Genomic DNA, 17,303 nt, shown 5'->3' with positions numbered 1-17,303 from the left:
GGGCTTACGGCGTGAGTTTCAGGAATGGCTCAGGAACTCCGCGATCGCACACGGGTAGATCAGGTGCTCTTGCGTGAGCACGCGCGCGGCCAGCGCGTCTTCGTCGTCCTCCGGCAGCACGGGCACCACGGCCTGGGCCAGGATGGGACCGTGGTCCAGTTCCGCCGTCACCTGGTGCACCGTGGCCCCGGCGAATTTGCAACCGGCTTCGATGGCGCGGCGATGCGTGTGCAAGCCCGCAAAGGCGGGCAGCAGCGAGGGGTGGATGTTGAGCAGACGACCCGCGTAATGGTCCACGAAGCCGGGCGTGAGGATGCGCATGAACCCCGCCAGCACCACGAGCGCGGGCGCGTGGGCATCGATGGCTTGCATCAGCGCGGCATCGAAAGCCTCCCGGCTGGCGTAGGCCTTGTGGTCAAGCACGGCGGTGGCGAGGCCCTCGTCCTGCGCGAAGACCAATCCCTTGGCGTCGGCCTTGTTGCTGATCACGGCGGACACCCGGGCGTTGAAGCGCGTCTTCCAGTCCTCGCGGGCAGCGGCCCGGACGATGGCGGCCATGTTCGAACCGCCCCCTGAAATCAGGATCACGATGTTTCTCATGTCCGGGATTATCCTTGTCGCAGCGTGGACAGACCGAAACGAACGGTCGTGCTAAAACCACGGCACGAACTTGGCATGCGGGCCGCGTCCCCCAGACGTGGTCCGCCCGCCGCCCCAAGAAAAACCATCAGGAGACAGCCCATGGACTTGGCCTTCACCCCCGAGGAACAACGCTTTCGCGACGAGATCCGCGCCTGGGTGCGCGCGAACCTGCCGCAGGACATCGCGCACAAGGTACGCAACGCCCTGCTCCTGAGCCGCGACGACCATCAGCGCTGGGCCCGCACCCTGGGCCAAAAAGGCTGGCTGGGCTACGGCTGGCCCAAGGAGTTCGGCGGCCCGGGTTGGACAGCAGTGCAAAAGCATCTCTTCGAGGAAGAATGCGCGCTGGCGGGCGCGCCGCGGATCATTCCCTTCGGACCGGTGATGGTCGCGCCCGTCATCATGGCCTTCGGCTCGCCCGAGCAGCAACGGCGCTTTCTACCGGGCATCGCCAGCGGCGAGGTCTGGTGGAGTCAGGGCTACAGCGAGCCGGGTTCGGGCTCGGACCTGGCCTCGCTCAAGACGCGCGCCGAGCGGCAAGGCAACAAGTACATCGTGAATGGCCAGAAGACCTGGACCACGCTCGGCCAATACGGCGACTGGATCTTCTGCCTGGTGCGTACCAGCACGGAGGGCAAGCCGCAGACCGGCATCTCCTTCCTGCTGATCGACATGAAGAGCCAGGGCGTGACCGTGCGGCCCATCATCATGCTGGACGGCGGACACGAAGTGAACGAGGTCTTCTTTGACAACGTGGAAGTGCCCGCCGAGAACCTGATCGGCGAGGAAAACAAGGGCTGGACCTACGCCAAGCACCTGCTCAGCCACGAGCGCACCAACATCGCAGACGTGAACCGCGCCAAGCGCGAGCTGGAGCGGGTCAAGGCCATCGCCAAGCGCGAAGGCGTTTACGACGATGCGCGCTTCCGCGACAAGATCGCCCTGCTGGAAGTGGACGTGGTGGCGCTGGAGATGCTGGTGCTGCGCGTGCTGTCGGCCGAGAAAAGCGGCAAGAACTCGCTGGACATCGCCGGCCTGCTCAAGATCAAGGGCAGCGAGATCCAGCAGCGTTACACCGAGCTGATGATGCTGGCCGCCGGCCCCTTCAGCCTGCCTTTCATCCAGGAAGCGATGGAAGCAGGTTGGCAAGGTGACTTCCCTGGTGGCTATCCGGGCGGCGAAGTGGCCAATGCCCCGCTGGCCGCGACCTACCTCAACACCCGCAAGACCACCATCTACGGTGGCAGCAACGAAGTGCAGCGCAACATCGTCGCGCAGACGGTTCTCGGCTGACGCGCCGTAGAACCGTCCGCGCCTTGCGCGACAGGACTGCTCCCCCGCGCCCCCGCCAAGAGGGGGCTCCAGCAAGAGCTACGTTAGGAGTTAGAAATGGACTTTGATTTTTCAGACGACCAGGAACAGCTGCGCGACGCCGTGCGCAAGTGGGTGGGCCGTGCCTACGGTTTCGAGCGCCGCCGCAACATCGTCAAGGAAGGCGGCTTTTCCGGCGAAGCTTGGGGCGAGCTGGCTGAACTCGGCCTGACCGGCCTCTACATCCCCGAAGACGACGGTGGTCTGGGCATGGGCCCCATCGAGGGCATGGTGGTGATGGAAGAACTGGGACGCGGCATCGTGCTGGAGCCGCTGGCGCAGTCGCTGATCGCGGGCGGCATCCTGGCAGGGTACGCACCGGCCGACGTCAAGCAAGGCTGGTTGCCCGGCGTTGCCTCCGGCGAACGCATCGTGGTGCTGGCGCATGGGGAACGCAAGGCCCGTTACCGACTGGAGGTCTGCGAGACCACGGCGACGAAAACCGGAGGCCACTGGGAAGTCAGCGGCCTCAAGAGCCTCGTGCCGGTGGGTGACCAAGCGGATGCCTACCTCGTACCCGCCCAGGTGCAGGGCAAGATCGCCCTCTTCCTGGTCGAACGTATTGCCAACGGGGTCACGGCACAAGGCTATGGCACGGTGGACGGATCGCGCGCGGCGGAGGTGAGCTTCAAGACGGCCCCCGCGCAACTTGTCACGGCCGAAGGCCTGGTCGCGCTGGAACATGCGGTGGACATCGGCCTCGCCGCGCTCTGCGCCGAGGCGGTGGGCGTGATGGACCAGACCGTGGCCGTCACAGTGGACTACATGAACACGCGCAAGCAGTTCGGCGTGACGCTCGCCACCTTCCAGGCCCTGCGTCATCGCGTGGCCGACATGAAGATGCAGCTGGAGTTGGCGCGCTCCATGAGTTACTACGCCAGCCTCAAGCTCAACGCACCGGCCGAGGAGCGGCGAAGGGCGATGGCCCGTGCCAAGGTGCAGCTGGGCCAGAGCATGCGTTTCATCGGCCAGCAGGCGGTGCAGTTGCATGGCGGCATCGGCGTGACCGAGGAATACATCGTCAGCCACTACTTCAAGAAGCTCACGCAACTGGAGCTGAGCTACGGCGACACCCTGCATGCCCTCGGCGAGGTCAGCGCGCGCATGCAAGACACGGCGGGCGTGTTCGCCTGAGATCCGACCATGGCGTCTGGCATGGCACAGGGCATGGCCCCCGCTCGCGTTGATCATTTGGTGATCGCGGCCCACACCTTGGCCCAGGGCGTGGCCTGGTGCAGCACTGTGTTAGGCGTCGAACCCGGCCCGGGCGGCGAGCACGTGCTCATGGGCACGCACAACCGGCTACTGGCCTTGAAGGACGGCACGCATCCGCTCGCCTACCTGGAAATCATCGCCATCAACCCACAGGCCCCGGCGCCAGGCCGACGTCGTTGGTTCGACCTGGACGACCCTGCCCTGCAGTCGGCCTTGCGCGAGGCGCCCCGCTTGGTCCACGTCGTCGCGCAATGCGAGGACGCTGCGCAGGCCTGTGCAGCTCTGTCCGCGCAAGGGATAGACCGCGGCCCGCTGCTCCGCGCCTCGCGCCAGACGGCGCAGGGCTTGCTGGAGTGGCAGATCACGGTGCGCGAGGATGGGCGGCGCCTGTTCAATGGCGCCTTGCCCACGCTGATCCAGTGGGGCGACACGCATCCATCCGGGTCTCTACCCGAACGCGGGCTGCGGCTGCGCGCGCTGCATGCGACCCATCCCGAGGCCGGGGCGCTGCGCGCCGCCTGCCAGGCCATGGGCCTGAGCGCGCTCACAGTGGAAGAGGGCCGACCCAACCTGGTCGCCGTGCTGCAAACGCCGCGCGGCACGGTCAGGCTGGAATCCTTGGGCACCTAAGCCCGAGGGCCTGTTGCCCACGGGTCGGAGCGACCCGGCGCGCTCAGAAACCCAGTGTGTGGGGCAGCCAGGTCGACAAGGCCGGCACGAAGGTCAGCAGCAGCAAGACCACGAGGTGCGCCCAGAGAAAGGGCGGCAGTTCGCGCAGCAGCGCGTTCATGGGCACCCGGGTCGCGACCGAGGTCACGAAGAGCAGGCTACCGACCGGCGGCGTGATCATGCCCAGGGTCAGGTTGACGATGACCACCATGGCGAAATGCGTGGGATCAATACCCAGCGCGGCGGCGATGGGCGCGAGGATGGGCACCAGGATCATCACACCCGGCAAGGGCTCCATGAAGATGCCAAACAGCAGCAAGAGCACGTTGACAGCGAGCAGGAACATCCAGGGTGAAAGCTGCCAATCGATGATGGTCTGCGACAAGGCCTGTGGCACGCCTTCCACCGTCAGCACCCAGGAGAACGCCGCCGAAGCCGCCATCACCAACAGCACCGAGGCCGTCAGCATGGCGGAGCGCGCGGCGATGGCGGGCAACGCCGTCCAGGCCAGCGTGCGGTAGATCCATTTGCCACAGACCAAGGCGTAGAACACGGCCACCACCGAGGCCTCGGTCGGCGTGAAGACGCCGAAGCGGATGCCGACCAGGATCAGCACGATCAGCAGCAAAGCGGGCAGCGCCTTGACGCTGGTCAGCAGCATCTCGCGCGCCGAGGGACGGGGTTCGCTGGAACGGTAGTCACGCGCCTTGCTGATGCGCCAGTTAACGCAGGCCATGGCCAGGGCGATCAACAAGCCCGGCACAAACCCCGCCATGAACAAGCCGCCCACCGAAACCTGCTCGTCCTGCATGGCGTAGATGATCATGATGATGGACGGCGGAATGATGGGGCCAACAATGGCCGTGGCCGAGGTCAGCGCCGCCGCGTAGGCCCGGGCGTAGCCCGCCTTGTCCATCATCTTGACCATCATGGAACCCGGGCCGGCTGCGTCCGCCAGCGCCGAGCCGGAGATGCCCGAGAACAGCGTGAGCGACATCACGTTGGCATAACCCAAACCGCCGCGCAAATGACCGACGAATTGGGCCGCGAAGCGCAGCAACACGGCCGTGAGTGCACCGCCGGACATCAACTCGGCCGCGAAGATGAAAAAAGGCACGGCCATCAGCGGAAAGCTGTCAATGCCCGTGAACATTTCCTTGAACACCACGAGCTGCGGGTAACGCCCGCCGACGGCCACTGCCAGGGCCGCTGACAGGATGAGCGCGAAGGCCACCGGGAAACCCAGGGCCAGCAGCGCGACGACAGCGATGAAGAGGGTCAGGGTCATGGCAAAGCGCGGGAATCGGCGTGACGAAGCGCAGGCGTCGGATCAGATGGACGCGGCCGCCTCGGCGTCCATCTCGGTCGACGCCGCGTGGTGGCCTTCCAGCACATAAACCCGCGCGATGAAGAGCAGGTGCAGGAAGAGCAAGGCGAAACCCAGCGGCATCGCCGAGTAGATCCAGGCGAAGGGAATGTCGGTGGCTGCCGTGGTCTGGAAACGCGTGGCCCAAACGTAGAGCGAAGCGTGGTAGGCCATGAACAGAAAGGACAGGCCCAGGCCAGCCAGCACGCAGGCACGCAGCCACCGAGCCCAACGCGGGCCGACCGCCTGGTGCAGGTTGTCGATGGCCACATGCCCACCAAAGCGCAGCACCAGGCCCGCGCCCAGAAAGGTGATCCAGACCATCAGGTGCCGCGCCACCTCCTCGGCCCAGTAAATCGCGTCACCGGTGGTGTAGCGCAACACCACGTTGGCGAAAACGATGCAGGCCATGACCAGCAGCAAGACGATCAGCAGGCCGCGGTTGACAGCGACCAGGGCGCGTTCGAGCTTGTCCAACATTCGGTGGTCCGCGATCGGGCGAGGAGGAGTCCTGAATCGAGCCGCGTGGCGGCTTTACTTCACGGCGACGATCTGGTCCAGCGTCTGCTGGCCGAATTTGGCCGCGTACTGTTGGTAGGCCGGCGTCAGCGCGGCCTGGAACGGCGCCTTGTTCACCTGGGTCACGACGTTGACGCCATGCGACTTGATTTCCGCCACGCCCTTGGCCTCGACATCGTCGACGAAATCACGCGAGGCCTTGGCGCCGATCTTGGCGCCTTCGATGAACGCGGTCTTCTGCGCGTCCGTCAACCCGTTGAAGAATGCCGGCGAGACGATCAAGGCCACCGGTGCGTAGACATGGCCGGTCAGCGTCAGGTTTTTCTGTACCTGCCACAGCTTGGCCGAGACGAAAACCGACAGCGGATTCTCTTGGCCGTCGATCACGCCCTGTTGCAGCGCGCCAATCACCTCGGGCCAGGCCATGGGCGTGGGCGCCGCGCCCAGGGTGCGGAAAGCCAGCAGGTGCACCGGGTTCTCCATGGTGCGGATCTTCAAGCCCTTGAGGTCAGCAGGCGTGTTGACCGCCAGCTTGTTGTTGCTCAAGTGGCGAAAGCCCTGCTCGCCCCAAGCCAGGGCCATCAGGCCACGTTGCTTGAATTTGTCCAGCAGGCCCTGGCCGATGGGGCCGTCAAACACCTTGCGCGCGTGCGCCGTGTCGCGGAACAGGAAAGGGACGTCCACCACGCCGACCTCGGGCACGAAGTTGCTGAGCGCGCCGGTGGAGACCAGGATGGCTTCGATGGTGCCCAGCTGCAGGCCCTCGATCAGCTCGCGCTCACCACCCAGCGCGCTGGAGGGGAACTGCTGGACCTTGAAGGCATTGTTCGTCGCTTTTTCCACATGGGCCGCCCAGGCTTGGGCACCCGCGCCGTAATGGGAGTTGAGTGCCAAGGCATAAGCCATCTTGACCGGCTTGGCGGTCTGAGCCTGTACCGGGGCAGTGCAGGCCAGCAAGGCCAAGGCCGCGGCTGCGGAGTTGAAAGTGCGGCGTGCAAACATCTGGGAGTCTCCTCGTTGCGGGGTTCTTTTGATTGGGTCTTCGGCGGGCCGTTCCAAGCCGGCCGGTCTTGCGCCTCGGCTCATGCGTGGACACAAAAAAACGGCCTTCGCGTCACGCGAGGGCCGGATTGTAGGGGCAGGCCCCGAAGCGCTGGGGCAAGCTGCGGCGGGTGGGCTTTCAGGCCAGCAGTCGGGAGGACTTAGGCACGTGGGCCATCAAGAACTCCATCTGGTCCGCCAGGATGCGCCGATTGCGCAGGATGAAGTCTTCCCACAAGCTGGGCACATAGGGTGTGTACAGCAGAGGCATGCCAGCCTGCTCGGGCGTGCGGCTGCTCTTGCGGTGGTTGCAGGCGCGGCACGCCGTGACCACGTTCATCCAGGTGTCGATGCCGTTCTGAGCGAAGGGGATGATGTGCTCGCGCGTCAATTCTTCTTCGTGGAAGTGCTGGCCGCAATAAGCACAGACATTGCGGTCGCGCGCGAAGAGCTTGGCATTGGTCAGGCTCGGGCGCAGGTCAAAAGGGTTGATGTTGGGCACGCCCTTGGTGCCGATGATGCTGTTGACGGTGACCACGGACTGCAGGCCCGTGATGGCGTTATGCCCCCCGTGGAACACAGCGACCTCCCCGCCTGCCTCCCAGCGCACCTCGTCGGCGGCATAGTGCAGCACCGCTTCTTCCAGCGAAATCCAGGACTGGGGCAGTCCCTGGGCCGAGAGCTTCAATACCTTCAACACGTGCCTCCTGATGGTCAAACCAAGCCAGCAAACGGGAATGTCGGGCGATGCGACAATATACCCCCAATTCGTGAACGTGGCGCGATAGGGCCCTTTGACGGCCCGCCAGTGCACGCCGCGCCGCTATCAAAACCGTATCAACCCGCCGCGGTCCATCGACCCTCCCCGTCTTGAAAATCTTTCGCGGTTTCCACCACCCAGGTCTGTCCAGCGTACCGACACCTGACGGATCGGGCAGCCACGCCATCGGCACCGCCGTCACCATCGGCAACTTCGATGGTGTGCACCGGGGACATCAAGCCATGCTGGCCTTGCTGCGCAGCGAAGCCGAGCAGCGAGGCTTGCGCAGTTGCGTGCTGACCTTCGAGCCGCATCCACGCGACTATTTCGCCGCGCAAGCGCGCAAGCCTGAGTTGGCGCCCGCGCGGATCTCCACCTTGCGCGACAAGCTGGCCGACCTGCGACGTGCGGGGATCGACCAAGTCGTGGTGCTGCCTTTCGATGCGCGCCTGTCCAGCCTCTCACCCCAGGCCTTCATTGACGAGGTGCTGCTGCGCGGCCTCAACACCCGCTACCTGCTGGTGGGCGACGACTTCCGCTTCGGTGCTCGGCGCGCAGGCGACTACACCCTGCTCGATGCGGCCGGACAAGCCCAGGGCTTTGACGTCGCGCGCATGAACAGCTACGAAGTGCATGTGCCCGGCCCGGGTTCCACGGGCGCGGGCCAGCGCGTCTCCAGTTCCCTGGTACGTGCCGCCCTGGCCGAAGGCCGCATGGACGACGCGGCCAAGCTGCTGGGCCGCCCGTACCACATCAGCGGCCACGTGCTGCACGGCCGTAAGCTGGGGCGCGAACTGGGCAAGCACCTGGGGTCAGGTTCACCGGGTGGCGGCCAAGGCTTTCGCACACTCAACCTGCGCTTCGCTCATTGGAAACCCGCCGCGAGCGGCATCTACGCCGTCCGGGTGCATGGGCTGAGCGAAGCCCCCCTGGAGGGAGTGGCCAATCTGGGGGTCCGGCCCTCCCTGGACCCAGGAGATGTGAACGGCGGTCGGGTGCTGCTGGAAACCCATGTCTTCGACTGGCCCGCCGAACTGGGCCTGGAGGGGGGCTACGGTAAAATCATCCGCGTGGAATTGCTGCACAAACTGCACGACGAACTGAAGTACGACAGCCTGGAAGCCCTGCAAGTGGGCATCGCCCAGGACTGCGAGCACGCCCGTGCCTGGTTCGCCACCCACACCCAGACGCGTCGCCAGACCACGCGCGACCGAATTTGAGGCCTAGCCACCGGCCGCCGGCTCGTGCCTGCCAACCGCGCAGGCACTCTTCGACAAGCTCAGGGCAAGCGGTCTCCAGTTTCGCGCGAACCCTCACCTGTTCGGGCTGAGCCTGTCAAAGCACAACCACAAGCAAGCCATGTCTGAATCCAACACGCCGAACGCGCCCGACCTCCGCAGTACCCTCAATCTGCCCGACACACCCTTTCCGATGCGCGGCGATCTGCCCAAGCGCGAACCCGCGTGGGTAGAAGAGTGGAACGCCAAGGATGGCGACGCGGGTCTGTACAAGCGCCTGCGCGTGGCCCGCGCGGGCAAACCCAAATTCATCCTGCACGACGGACCGCCCTACGCCAATGGGCAGCTGCACATGGGCCACGCGGTCAACAAGATCCTCAAGGACATGATCACCAAGGCGCGACAGCTTGAAGGCTATGACGCGCTGTACACGCCGGGCTGGGACTGCCACGGCCTGCCGATCGAAAACGCCATCGAGAAGAAATTCGGCCGCAACCTGTCGCGCGACGACATGCAGGCCAAGAGCCGCGCCTTCGCGACCGAGCAGATCGCGCAACAGATGGCCGACTTCAAGCGCCTGGGCGTGCTGGGCGAGTGGGACCAGCCCTACAAGACCATGAACTTCGCCAACGAAGCTGGCGAAATCCGGGCCTTCAAGCGCGTGATCGAGCGCGGCTTCGTCTACCGCGGCCTCAAACCCGTCTATTGGTGCTTTGACTGCGGCTCTTCGCTGGCCGAGTTCGAAATCGAATACGCCGACAAGCAGAGCCAGACCATCGACGTGGCGTTCAAGGCGCACGACCCGGCCAGGCTGGCCGCAGCCTTTGGCCTGCCCGCCCTGGCCAAGGACGCTTACATCGTCATCTGGACCACGACGGCCTGGACCATCCCCGCGAACCAAGCGCTCAACCTGAACCCGGAGCTGCCCTACGCCCTGGTGGACACGGAGCGCGGCCTCTACATCGTGGCCGAGTCCCTGGTGGCGTCGTGCATGACGCGCTGGGGCCTGCAAGGTCAGGTGTTGGCCGTGGTGCCAGGCGCAAAGCTGGCGGCGCTGGAATTCGAGCATCCCCTGCACGACGTGGACGCCGGCTACCGGCGCGTGGCACCGGTGTACTTGGCCGAGTACGCCACCGCCACTGACGGCACGGGTATCGTGCACTCGGCGCCCGCTTATGGCCTGGATGACTTCAACTCCTGCGTGTCGCATGGCATGAAGTACGAGGACATCCTCAACCCAGTGCAGGGCAATGGCGTCTACGCGACCGACTTGCCGCTGTTCGGCGGCCAGCACATCTGGAAGGCCGTGCCTGTGATCATCGAGACGCTGAAGAACGCGGGCCGGCTGCTGCACACGACGACCATCACCCACAGCTATCCGCATTGCTGGCGGCACAAGACGCCGGTGATCTACCGCGCCGCCGCGCAGTGGTTCATCCGCATGGACGAGGGCGAAGGTGTCTTCACCAAGCCCGGCGACAAACCGGCCAAGACCCTGCGCCAGCTCGCACTGGACGCCATCGAGCAGACCAGCTTCTACCCTGCCAACGGCAAGGCGCGCCTGCACGACATGATCGCCAACCGGCCTGACTGGTGCATCTCGCGCCAGCGCAGCTGGGGCGTGCCCATTCCCTTCTTCTTGCACAAGGCCACGGGCGAACTGCACCCGCGCACGATGGAGATACTGGACCAGGCCGCGGCCATCGTCGAACAGGGCGGCATCGAGGCCTGGAGCCGCGTGACGACCCAAGACATTCTGGGCGCCGCCGACGCGGCGAATTACGACAAGAGCAGCGACATCCTCGAAGTCTGGTTCGACTCGGGCTCGACCTTCTGGCATGTGCTGCGCGGCACGCACGCGCCGGGTTTCCATGAAACCGGGCCAGAAGCCGACCTCTACCTCGAAGGCCACGACCAGCACCGCGGCTGGTTCCACAGCTCCCTGCTGCTGGCCTGCGCCATCTATGGCCGCGCGCCCTACAAGGGCCTGCTGACCCATGGTTTCACCGTCGACGCGCAAGGGCGCAAGATGAGCAAGTCGCTGGGCAACGGCATCGACCCGATGGAGATGAGCAAGAAGCTCGGCGCGGAAATCATCCGCCTGTGGGTCGCGGCGTCTGACTACTCGGGCGACATCGCGGGCGACGACAAGATCCTGGCCCGCGTGGTGGACGGCTACCGCCGCATCCGCAACACCCTGCGCTTTCTGATGGCCAACATCAGCGACTTCGACCCAGCGAAAGATGCGGTGCCCGCCGAGCAGTTGCTGGAGATTGACCGTTACGCCCTGGCGCGCGCGGCCGAGCTGCAGGCGGAGATCCTCGAGCACTTCAACAAGTACGAGTTCCACCCGGTGGTGGCCAAGCTGCAGCTGTATTGCTCGGAAGACCTGGGGGGCTTCTACCTGGACGTGCTCAAGGACCGGCTCTACACCACGGCCCCCAAGAGCCTGGCCCGGCGCAGCGCTCAGACCGCGCTGCACCAGATCACCCACGCCATGCTGCGCTGGATGGCGCCTTTCTTGTCCTTCACGGCGGAAGAGGCATGGAAGATCGTTGGCGAGCCGCAGACCGGCCATGACTCCATCTTCTTCGAGACTTTCAGCAGCTTCCCCGCGCCGGACGTGGCGCTGCTAGGCAAGTGGCAACGTCTGCGCGAGATCCGCGATGTGGTGAATAAGGAGATCGAAGCACTGCGCGCTGACGGCAAGGTGGGTGCCTCATTGCAAGCGGAAGTCGCGCTCAACGCGAACACCGCCGACCATGCGCTGCTGGCCAGCCTGGGCGATGACCTGAAGTTCGTCTTCATCAGCTCTGCGGTGACACTGCAATCCGGTGCTGAATTTGCCGTACAGGTTGCGCCCAGCTCAGCCACCAAATGCGAACGCTGCTGGCATTACCGCGACGACGTGGGCCACGACCCTGCCCACCCCACGCTCTGCGGCCGTTGCACCAGCAACCTCTTTGGCTCAGGTGAAAAGCGCTTGTTTGCCTGATCCCCTCAACTCAACCTCAACGCGAAACTCCCCATGTCCTCCCGTGGAAGCCAAGGCCTGCTGCAGTGGCTCGGCGTCGCCGCCCTGACCCTGCTGCTCGATCAGTTCACCAAGCTGCTGATCCTGATGAACTACAACTACGGCCAGGCCACGTACGTGACCGACTGGTTGAACATCGTGCGCGTGCACAACCGCGGCGCGGCGTTTTCCTTCCTGGCCAACGCGGATGGCTGGCAGCGCTGGTTCTTCATCGGCCTGGGCGTGGTGGCCGTGCTGTTCATGGTCTACCTGCTGCTCAGCCACGCGGGCCAGCGCCTGTTCTGCTTCGCACTCGCATTATTGATGGGTGGTGCGCTGGGCAATGTGCTGGACCGGCTGATCCACGGCTATGTGGTGGACATGATCGATTTCCACATCGGACGCTGGCATTTCCCGGCCTTCAACCTCGCTGACTCCGCTTTGACGCTGGGTGTGGTCTTTTTGTTGATCGACGAACTGCGCCGGGTGCGGCGGACCCGCTGAATGCACTGATCGCTCTGATCAACTCCTGCCCGCTGCAACAGCCCGCCTCGTGCGGGCTTTTTTTTGGCACTCGCGCTTCCTTGTCATGCCCTTGTCACTGGCAGCGGATGCAATGTAATCGTTTACATGAACTCGTTGATATGAGCATCCTGGAAGTAGCCAGTCAGGCTGGCGTCTCCGTCGCCACCGTCTCGCGTGTGTTCAACCTGCCGGCCAAGGTGGCCCCCGCGACGCGGGACCATGTGCAGCAGGTGGCCCGAGCCCTGGGCTACCAACCCAACGCCAGCGCGCGCACCTTGCGCACGCAGCGCAGCCGGGTGCTGGGCGTGGTGCTGCCCACGCTGACCAATCCCGTGTTTGCGGAATGCCTGGATGGCATTGCGCAGGCTGCGGTAGCGGGGGGCTATGCCATCCTGCCCTTCACCACCGACTACCGCGTGGAACAGGAAGACCGGGCCGTGAACCTGCTGCTGGCGGGCAATGTGGACGGAATGATCTTGGTGGTGTCCAACCCCGCCACCTCCACCGCGCTCCAGCGCTTGGCCGAGGTCGGCCTGCCCTACGTGCTGGCCTACAACCAGCACCCCGACCACCCCTGCGTTTCGGTAGACAGCGAGCAGGCCGTGGCCGAGGCCGTGGCCCGGCTTGCAGGCCTGGGGCACCGGCGTATCACCATGGTGAGCGGACTGCTGCAAGCGTCCGACCGGGCACAACAGCGCTGCCGGGGATATGCCCAGGGGATGGAGCGTTTGGGCCTGCCGGCGCAAGCCGTGCTGCAGCTGCCCTTTGTGGCGGCTGCGCCGGAGGTGCTGGGCGTGGCCCTGGGCAAACCCGAACGCCCCACGGCCCTGGTGTGTTCCAACGACCTGCTGGCCATCCGCAGCATCCGCGCCGCGCATCTGGCGGGTCTTTGCGTGCCACGCGACCTGAGCGTGGTGGGCTTTGACGGCATCGCTCTCGGGCAGGACCTCACGCCCCAGCTCAGCACGGTGGTGCAACCCAATGCCGACATCGGCCGCCATTGCGTGGAGCTGCTGGCCCAGGCCGTGGCCAGCGCCAGTCCGCTGGGACCGGAGATGGGCCTGACCCTCGCACACGCATTCCGCGCTGGCGAATCCTGCGCGCCCCCCGCTTCCCTTTGACACGTGTCTTCGTTTTTCTTCCTCGTGCCTTCCTCCCTTCACCTGAACCCCAAGGAGCCTCCGATGACATCCACCCTGCACCGCCTTGCCCGCACCACGCTGCTGGCCTGGGGCCTGGCTGCGAGCGCAGCGGCCATGGCGCAAAACGCCATCTGCTACAACTGCCCGCCCGAATGGGCCGACTGGGGCAGCCAGATCAAGGCCATCAAGGCCAAGACAGGCATCACCGTGCCGCCGGACAACAAGAACTCCGGCCAGTCGCTGGCCCAATTGGTGGCCGAAAAAGCCAGCCCCGTGGCGGACGTGACCTATCTGGGCGTGACCTTTGCCATCCAGGCGCAAAAAGAAGGTGTGGTGGCCGCTTACAAGCCCGCCGGCTGGGCCGAGATTCCCGATGGCCTGAAGGACCCCGCTGGCCACTGGTTCACCATCCACTCCGGCACGCTGGGCTTCATGGTCAATGTGGACGCGCTCAAGGGCAAGCCCGTGCCGCAGTCTTGGGCGGACCTGCTCAAACCCGACTACAAAGGCCTGATCGGTTACCTGGACCCGGCCTCGGCCTTCGTCGGCTATGTGGGGGCGGTGGCGGCCAACCAGGCGCGTGGTGGCACGCTGGACAACTTCGGCCCCGGCATCGACTACTTCAAGGCCCTTCAGAAGAACGAGCCCATCGTGCCCAAGCAGACCTCGTACGCGCGTGTGCTGTCGGGTGAGATCGCCATCTTGCTGGACTACGACTTCAACGCCTACCGCGCCAAGTACAAGGACAAAGCCAACGTGCAGTTCGTCATCCCCGCCGAAGGCACGGTGGTGGTGCCCTATGTGATGAGTCTGGTCGCCAACGCGCCGCACGCGGACAACGGCAAGAAGGTGTTGGACTTTGTGCTTTCTGACGAAGGCCAGGCCCTCTGGGCCAACGCCTACCTGCGCCCCGTGCGCGCCAGCGCCATGCCCAAGGAAGTGCAAGCCCGCTTCCTACCCGCCAGTGAATACGCACGCGCCAAGACGGTGGACTACGGCAAGATGGCTGCAGTGCAAAAAGCCTTCTCGGATCGCTACCTGAAAGAAGCGCAGTAAGCCAGCTTGGCGCGCCCCGTAGCCCGTATGCACCCAGGTTTTGCCCCCTCTCGCCCACCGCTGCTGGCCTGTGCCGCGCCTGCGGCGGCCTTCTTCGCCGCGTTCTGGCTGCTGCCGATAGTCCAATTGGTGGCACTGCCCGCCAGCCAGGGCTGGGAAACCTACGTCGTGGTGCTCACCCACGCGCGATACCTGAAAAGCCTGCTGCAGACGCTGGGACTGTCGCTGGCGGTGACGCTGACCACGCTGGTGCTGGGCGCGGCCGTGGGCATCACACTGGCGCGCCAGCGCTTCGCAGGGAGGCGGCTGCTGCTGTCACTGCTCACGCTGCCTCTGTCGTTCCCCGGTGTGATCATCGGTTTCTTCATGATCCTACTGGGCGGACGCCAGGGCCTGGTCGCGCAGTGGACGGAAGCCCTGGGCCTGGGACGCGTCACGTTTGCGTACGGTCTCACGGGCTTGTTCCTGGCCTACCTGTACTTTTCACTGCCGCGCGCCATAGCGAGCTACACGGCCGCGGCCGGCGCGATGGACACGGCGCTGGAGGAAGCCGCCCGCTCTCTGGGCGCGCCGCGCTGGCGCGTGGTGCGCGACGTGTGGCTGCCGGAGCTGGCCCCCACCACGCTGTCGTGCGGCGCCATCGTGTTCGCCACGGCCATGGGCGCATTCGGCACGGCGTTCACGCTGTCGGCCAAATTTGAGGTGCTTCCCATCACCATCTACAACGAGTTCACCAACTACGCCAACTTTGCACTCGCTGCCAGTCTGTCCTTTGCACTGGGGCTGCTCACCTGGCTGGTGCTGTGGTTGTCCCGCCGCATGGCGGGGCCGGTTGCGGCAGCTGGTGCCTGAGACGCGTCACCCATGCGCACTGCACAACAAGCCTCCCTGCCACTGCTGGCCTTCACGGCGCTGGTGGCGATGTTCATGCTCGCCCCCATCGCGCTGTCGGTGGCGGCGGGGCTGGTCAACAACTACAGCACGGGGCTGGCCAGCGGCTTCACCACACGCTGGCTGATGGAGGTGTGGGAACTGTACGGCGACACCGTGGGCTGGTCGCTGGGCCTTGCGCTGCTGTGCGTGCTGGGCAACCTGGTGCTGGGCGTGCCCTGCGCTTACGCCCTCGCGCGCAGCCGCTCGCGCGCGGCGCGGCTGTTCGAAGAATTGCTCACCTTGCCCGTGGCCGTACCGGGCCTGGCCAGCGCACTGGCGCTGATCCTGGCCTACGGCCAGCTTTCGGGCTTTCGCCGGAGCTTCGCCTTCATCCTGGTCGGGCACATGGTGTTCACCCTGCCCTTCATGGTGCGCACCGTGGGCGCGGCCTTTCAGCGCCAGGAGTTGCGCGCGCTGGAAGAAGCGGCGCGCTCCCTCGGCGCCAGTTTCGCACAGCGCTTTCTGGGCGTGCTGGTGCCCGCGGTGCTGCCAGCCATCGTGGCGGGCAGCCTGATGGTGTTCACGCTTTCGGCGGGCGAATTCAACCTGACCTGGATGTTGCACACCCCGCTCACCCGCACCTTGCCTGTCGGACTGGCCGACAGCTATGCGTCGATGCGCATCGAGATCGGCTCGGCCTACACGCTGATTTTCCTGGCCGTCATCCTGCCGGTGCTGTGGGGACTGCAAGCCCTGGCCACCCTGATTGAAAAACACCATGCAACTTGAACGCACGCTCGTGGACATTGCCCACTGCGCCAAAACCTATGCCGACGGCACGCGCGGCCTGCGGCCCACCAACCTGACCGTGGAGCCCGGCGAAGTGCTGGCGCTGCTAGGTCCCTCGGGCTGCGGCAAGACCACGCTGCTGCGCCTGGTGGCCGGGCTGGAGGCGCCGGACGCGGGCAGCCGCATCACCTTTGGCGCCACGGACGTGACCCACATCCCCATCGAGCAGCGCGGCGTGGGCATGGTGTTCCAGCACTACGCGCTGTTTCCGCAGATGAGCGTGGAAGCCAACATCGGCTACGGCCTCAAGATCCGCGGCGTGGCCGAGGACGAGCGCCGCCGCGCCGTGGGCGAGCTGGTGGATCTGGTGCGCCTGAACGGTCTGGAAAAGAAACGCCCGGCCGAGCTTTCGGGCGGCCAGCGCCAGCGCGTGGCCTTGGCGCGCGCGGTGGCCGTGCGCCCGCGCGTGCTGCTGCTGGACGAACCGCTGACCGCGCTGGACGCAAAGCTCAAGGAATCCCTGCGCGACGAACTGGCCGAGCTGCTGCGACGCCTGCACATCACCGCCATCCACGTCACGCACGACCAGCAGGAAGCCCTGGCCCTGGCCGACCGTCTGGCCGTGATGCACGCAGGCCAGGTGGTGCAGGTAGGCGACGGCGAGACGCTGTACCGCACACCCGCCCACCCCTTTGTCGCGCAGTTCCTCGGCCGGGTCAACCGGCTGCAACGCGGCGAAGCGGGCCCGCACACCGCGCTGCCCCTGGGTGGCTGGTCCCTGCCCTGTCCACCGGCCCTGCAGGGCCAAGCCGCCGTGCTGGTGCGGCCCGAAGACATCGAGGTGGGGCCCGCTCGCACGGCAAGCCCCGCGCCTGGTTGGGGTCAGGCCCAGGTCACGCGCCGCAGCTTCCTGGGCGACCGGGTGCAACTCACCCTGGCCCTGGCTGACCAAGCTCCGCTGTGCGCCGATGTGGCACGTGACCACCCCGCGCGCGCGGGCGACACCGTGGCCGTGCGCATAGCGCCCGAGCGCCTGATGCCCTGCCTGGATGCGACTGGACTGACTGAATGAACGACGAAGCGA

The 17,303-nt window shown here is 65.7% G+C and carries 16 protein-coding genes; 11 read left to right on the top strand and 5 right to left on the bottom strand.

The window, feature by feature from the left end:
• Nucleotides 1–18 precede the first annotated feature (18 nt).
• Complete coding sequence (purN, locus tag ACLBKS_RS07685; RefSeq protein ID WP_410192203.1) at nt 19–600, bottom strand: phosphoribosylglycinamide formyltransferase; 582 nt, start codon at nt 598–600, stop codon at nt 19–21.
• A 141-nt stretch (nt 601–741) separates the two neighbouring features.
• Here purN and ACLBKS_RS07680 point away from each other — a divergent pair, with 141 nt between their 5' ends.
• The 3 genes from ACLBKS_RS07680 to ACLBKS_RS07670 all read left to right on the top strand — a co-directional run bounded on the left by ACLBKS_RS07680 (nt 742) and on the right by ACLBKS_RS07670 (nt 3,858).
• Nucleotides 742–1,935 carry an acyl-CoA dehydrogenase family protein gene (locus tag ACLBKS_RS07680; protein WP_410192202.1) on the top strand — a complete coding sequence of 398 codons (1,194 nt, stop codon included), beginning with the start codon at nt 742–744 and terminating at the stop codon, nt 1,933–1,935.
• A gap of 96 nt (nt 1,936–2,031) precedes the next feature.
• Nucleotides 2,032–3,147, top strand: a complete 1,116-nt coding sequence (locus ACLBKS_RS07675) for an acyl-CoA dehydrogenase family protein (RefSeq protein ID WP_410192201.1) — start codon at nt 2,032–2,034, stop codon at nt 3,145–3,147.
• Between the two features lie 9 nt (nt 3,148–3,156).
• Nucleotides 3,157–3,858 carry a VOC family protein gene (locus ACLBKS_RS07670; protein WP_410192200.1) on the top strand — a complete coding sequence of 234 codons (702 nt, stop codon included), beginning with the start codon at nt 3,157–3,159 and terminating at the stop codon, nt 3,856–3,858.
• Between the two features lie 43 nt (nt 3,859–3,901).
• Here the strand turns inward: ACLBKS_RS07670 and ACLBKS_RS07665 are convergent, their stop codons facing one another.
• The 4 genes from ACLBKS_RS07665 to ACLBKS_RS07650 all read right to left on the bottom strand — a co-directional run bounded on the left by ACLBKS_RS07665 (nt 3,902) and on the right by ACLBKS_RS07650 (nt 7,520).
• On the bottom strand, nt 3,902–5,185 hold the full coding sequence (locus ACLBKS_RS07665; RefSeq protein WP_410192199.1) for a TRAP transporter large permease: 1,284 nt from the start codon (nt 5,183–5,185) through the stop codon (nt 3,902–3,904).
• A gap of 42 nt (nt 5,186–5,227) precedes the next feature.
• Nucleotides 5,228–5,743 (bottom strand): TRAP transporter small permease, encoded by a 516-nt coding sequence (locus ACLBKS_RS07660; RefSeq protein ID WP_410192198.1) that lies wholly within the window; start codon nt 5,741–5,743, stop codon nt 5,228–5,230.
• A gap of 54 nt (nt 5,744–5,797) precedes the next feature.
• Nucleotides 5,798–6,784 carry a TRAP transporter substrate-binding protein gene (locus ACLBKS_RS07655; RefSeq protein WP_410192197.1) on the bottom strand — a complete coding sequence of 329 codons (987 nt, stop codon included), beginning with the start codon at nt 6,782–6,784 and terminating at the stop codon, nt 5,798–5,800.
• Between the two features lie 178 nt (nt 6,785–6,962).
• The gene (locus tag ACLBKS_RS07650; RefSeq protein WP_410192364.1) at nt 6,963–7,520 is read right to left on the bottom strand and encodes an HNH endonuclease; all 558 of its coding nucleotides are present in this window, start codon (nt 7,518–7,520) and stop codon (nt 6,963–6,965) included.
• Nucleotides 7,521–7,693: 173 nt separating this feature from the next.
• Between ACLBKS_RS07650 and ACLBKS_RS07645 the strand changes: the two genes are divergently transcribed.
• The 8 genes from ACLBKS_RS07645 (at nt 7,694) to ACLBKS_RS07610 (ending at nt 17,291) form a co-directional block, all read left to right on the top strand.
• Nucleotides 7,694–8,803 carry a bifunctional riboflavin kinase/FAD synthetase gene (locus tag ACLBKS_RS07645; protein ID WP_410192196.1) on the top strand — a complete coding sequence of 370 codons (1,110 nt, stop codon included), beginning with the start codon at nt 7,694–7,696 and terminating at the stop codon, nt 8,801–8,803.
• A gap of 139 nt (nt 8,804–8,942) precedes the next feature.
• Complete coding sequence (gene ileS / locus ACLBKS_RS07640; protein WP_410192195.1) at nt 8,943–11,816, top strand: isoleucine--tRNA ligase; 2,874 nt, start codon at nt 8,943–8,945, stop codon at nt 11,814–11,816.
• A gap of 33 nt (nt 11,817–11,849) precedes the next feature.
• A complete protein-coding gene (gene lspA / locus ACLBKS_RS07635; protein ID WP_410192194.1) occupies nt 11,850–12,338 on the top strand; it encodes a signal peptidase II in 489 nt (162 codons plus the stop codon).
• Between the two features lie 140 nt (nt 12,339–12,478).
• On the top strand, nt 12,479–13,480 hold the full coding sequence (locus tag ACLBKS_RS07630) for a LacI family DNA-binding transcriptional regulator (protein ID WP_410192193.1): 1,002 nt from the start codon (nt 12,479–12,481) through the stop codon (nt 13,478–13,480).
• Nucleotides 13,481–13,543: 63 nt separating this feature from the next.
• Nucleotides 13,544–14,557: an ABC transporter substrate-binding protein gene (locus ACLBKS_RS07625; protein WP_410192192.1), complete on the top strand. Its 1,014-nt coding sequence runs from the start codon at nt 13,544–13,546 to the stop codon at nt 14,555–14,557.
• 27 nt (nt 14,558–14,584) lie between these two features.
• Nucleotides 14,585–15,409 (top strand): ABC transporter permease, encoded by an 825-nt coding sequence (locus tag ACLBKS_RS07620; RefSeq protein ID WP_410192363.1) that lies wholly within the window; start codon nt 14,585–14,587, stop codon nt 15,407–15,409.
• Nucleotides 15,410–15,421: 12 nt separating this feature from the next.
• A complete protein-coding gene (locus ACLBKS_RS07615) occupies nt 15,422–16,219 on the top strand; it encodes an ABC transporter permease (RefSeq protein ID WP_410192191.1) in 798 nt (265 codons plus the stop codon).
• A complete protein-coding gene (locus ACLBKS_RS07610; RefSeq protein WP_410192190.1) occupies nt 16,209–17,291 on the top strand; it encodes an ABC transporter ATP-binding protein in 1,083 nt (360 codons plus the stop codon). Before ACLBKS_RS07615 ends, ACLBKS_RS07610 begins: the two co-directional genes overlap by 11 nt.
• Nucleotides 17,292–17,303: the final 12 nt, after the last annotated feature.

The sequence above is a fragment of the Hylemonella sp. W303a genome (assembly GCF_046452315.1).
Taxonomy (GTDB): Bacteria; Pseudomonadota; Gammaproteobacteria; order Burkholderiales; family Burkholderiaceae_C; genus Hylemonella.
The sequence above is the reverse complement of the archived record's forward strand: the minus strand, read 5'-3'. Positions and strand labels throughout refer to the sequence as shown.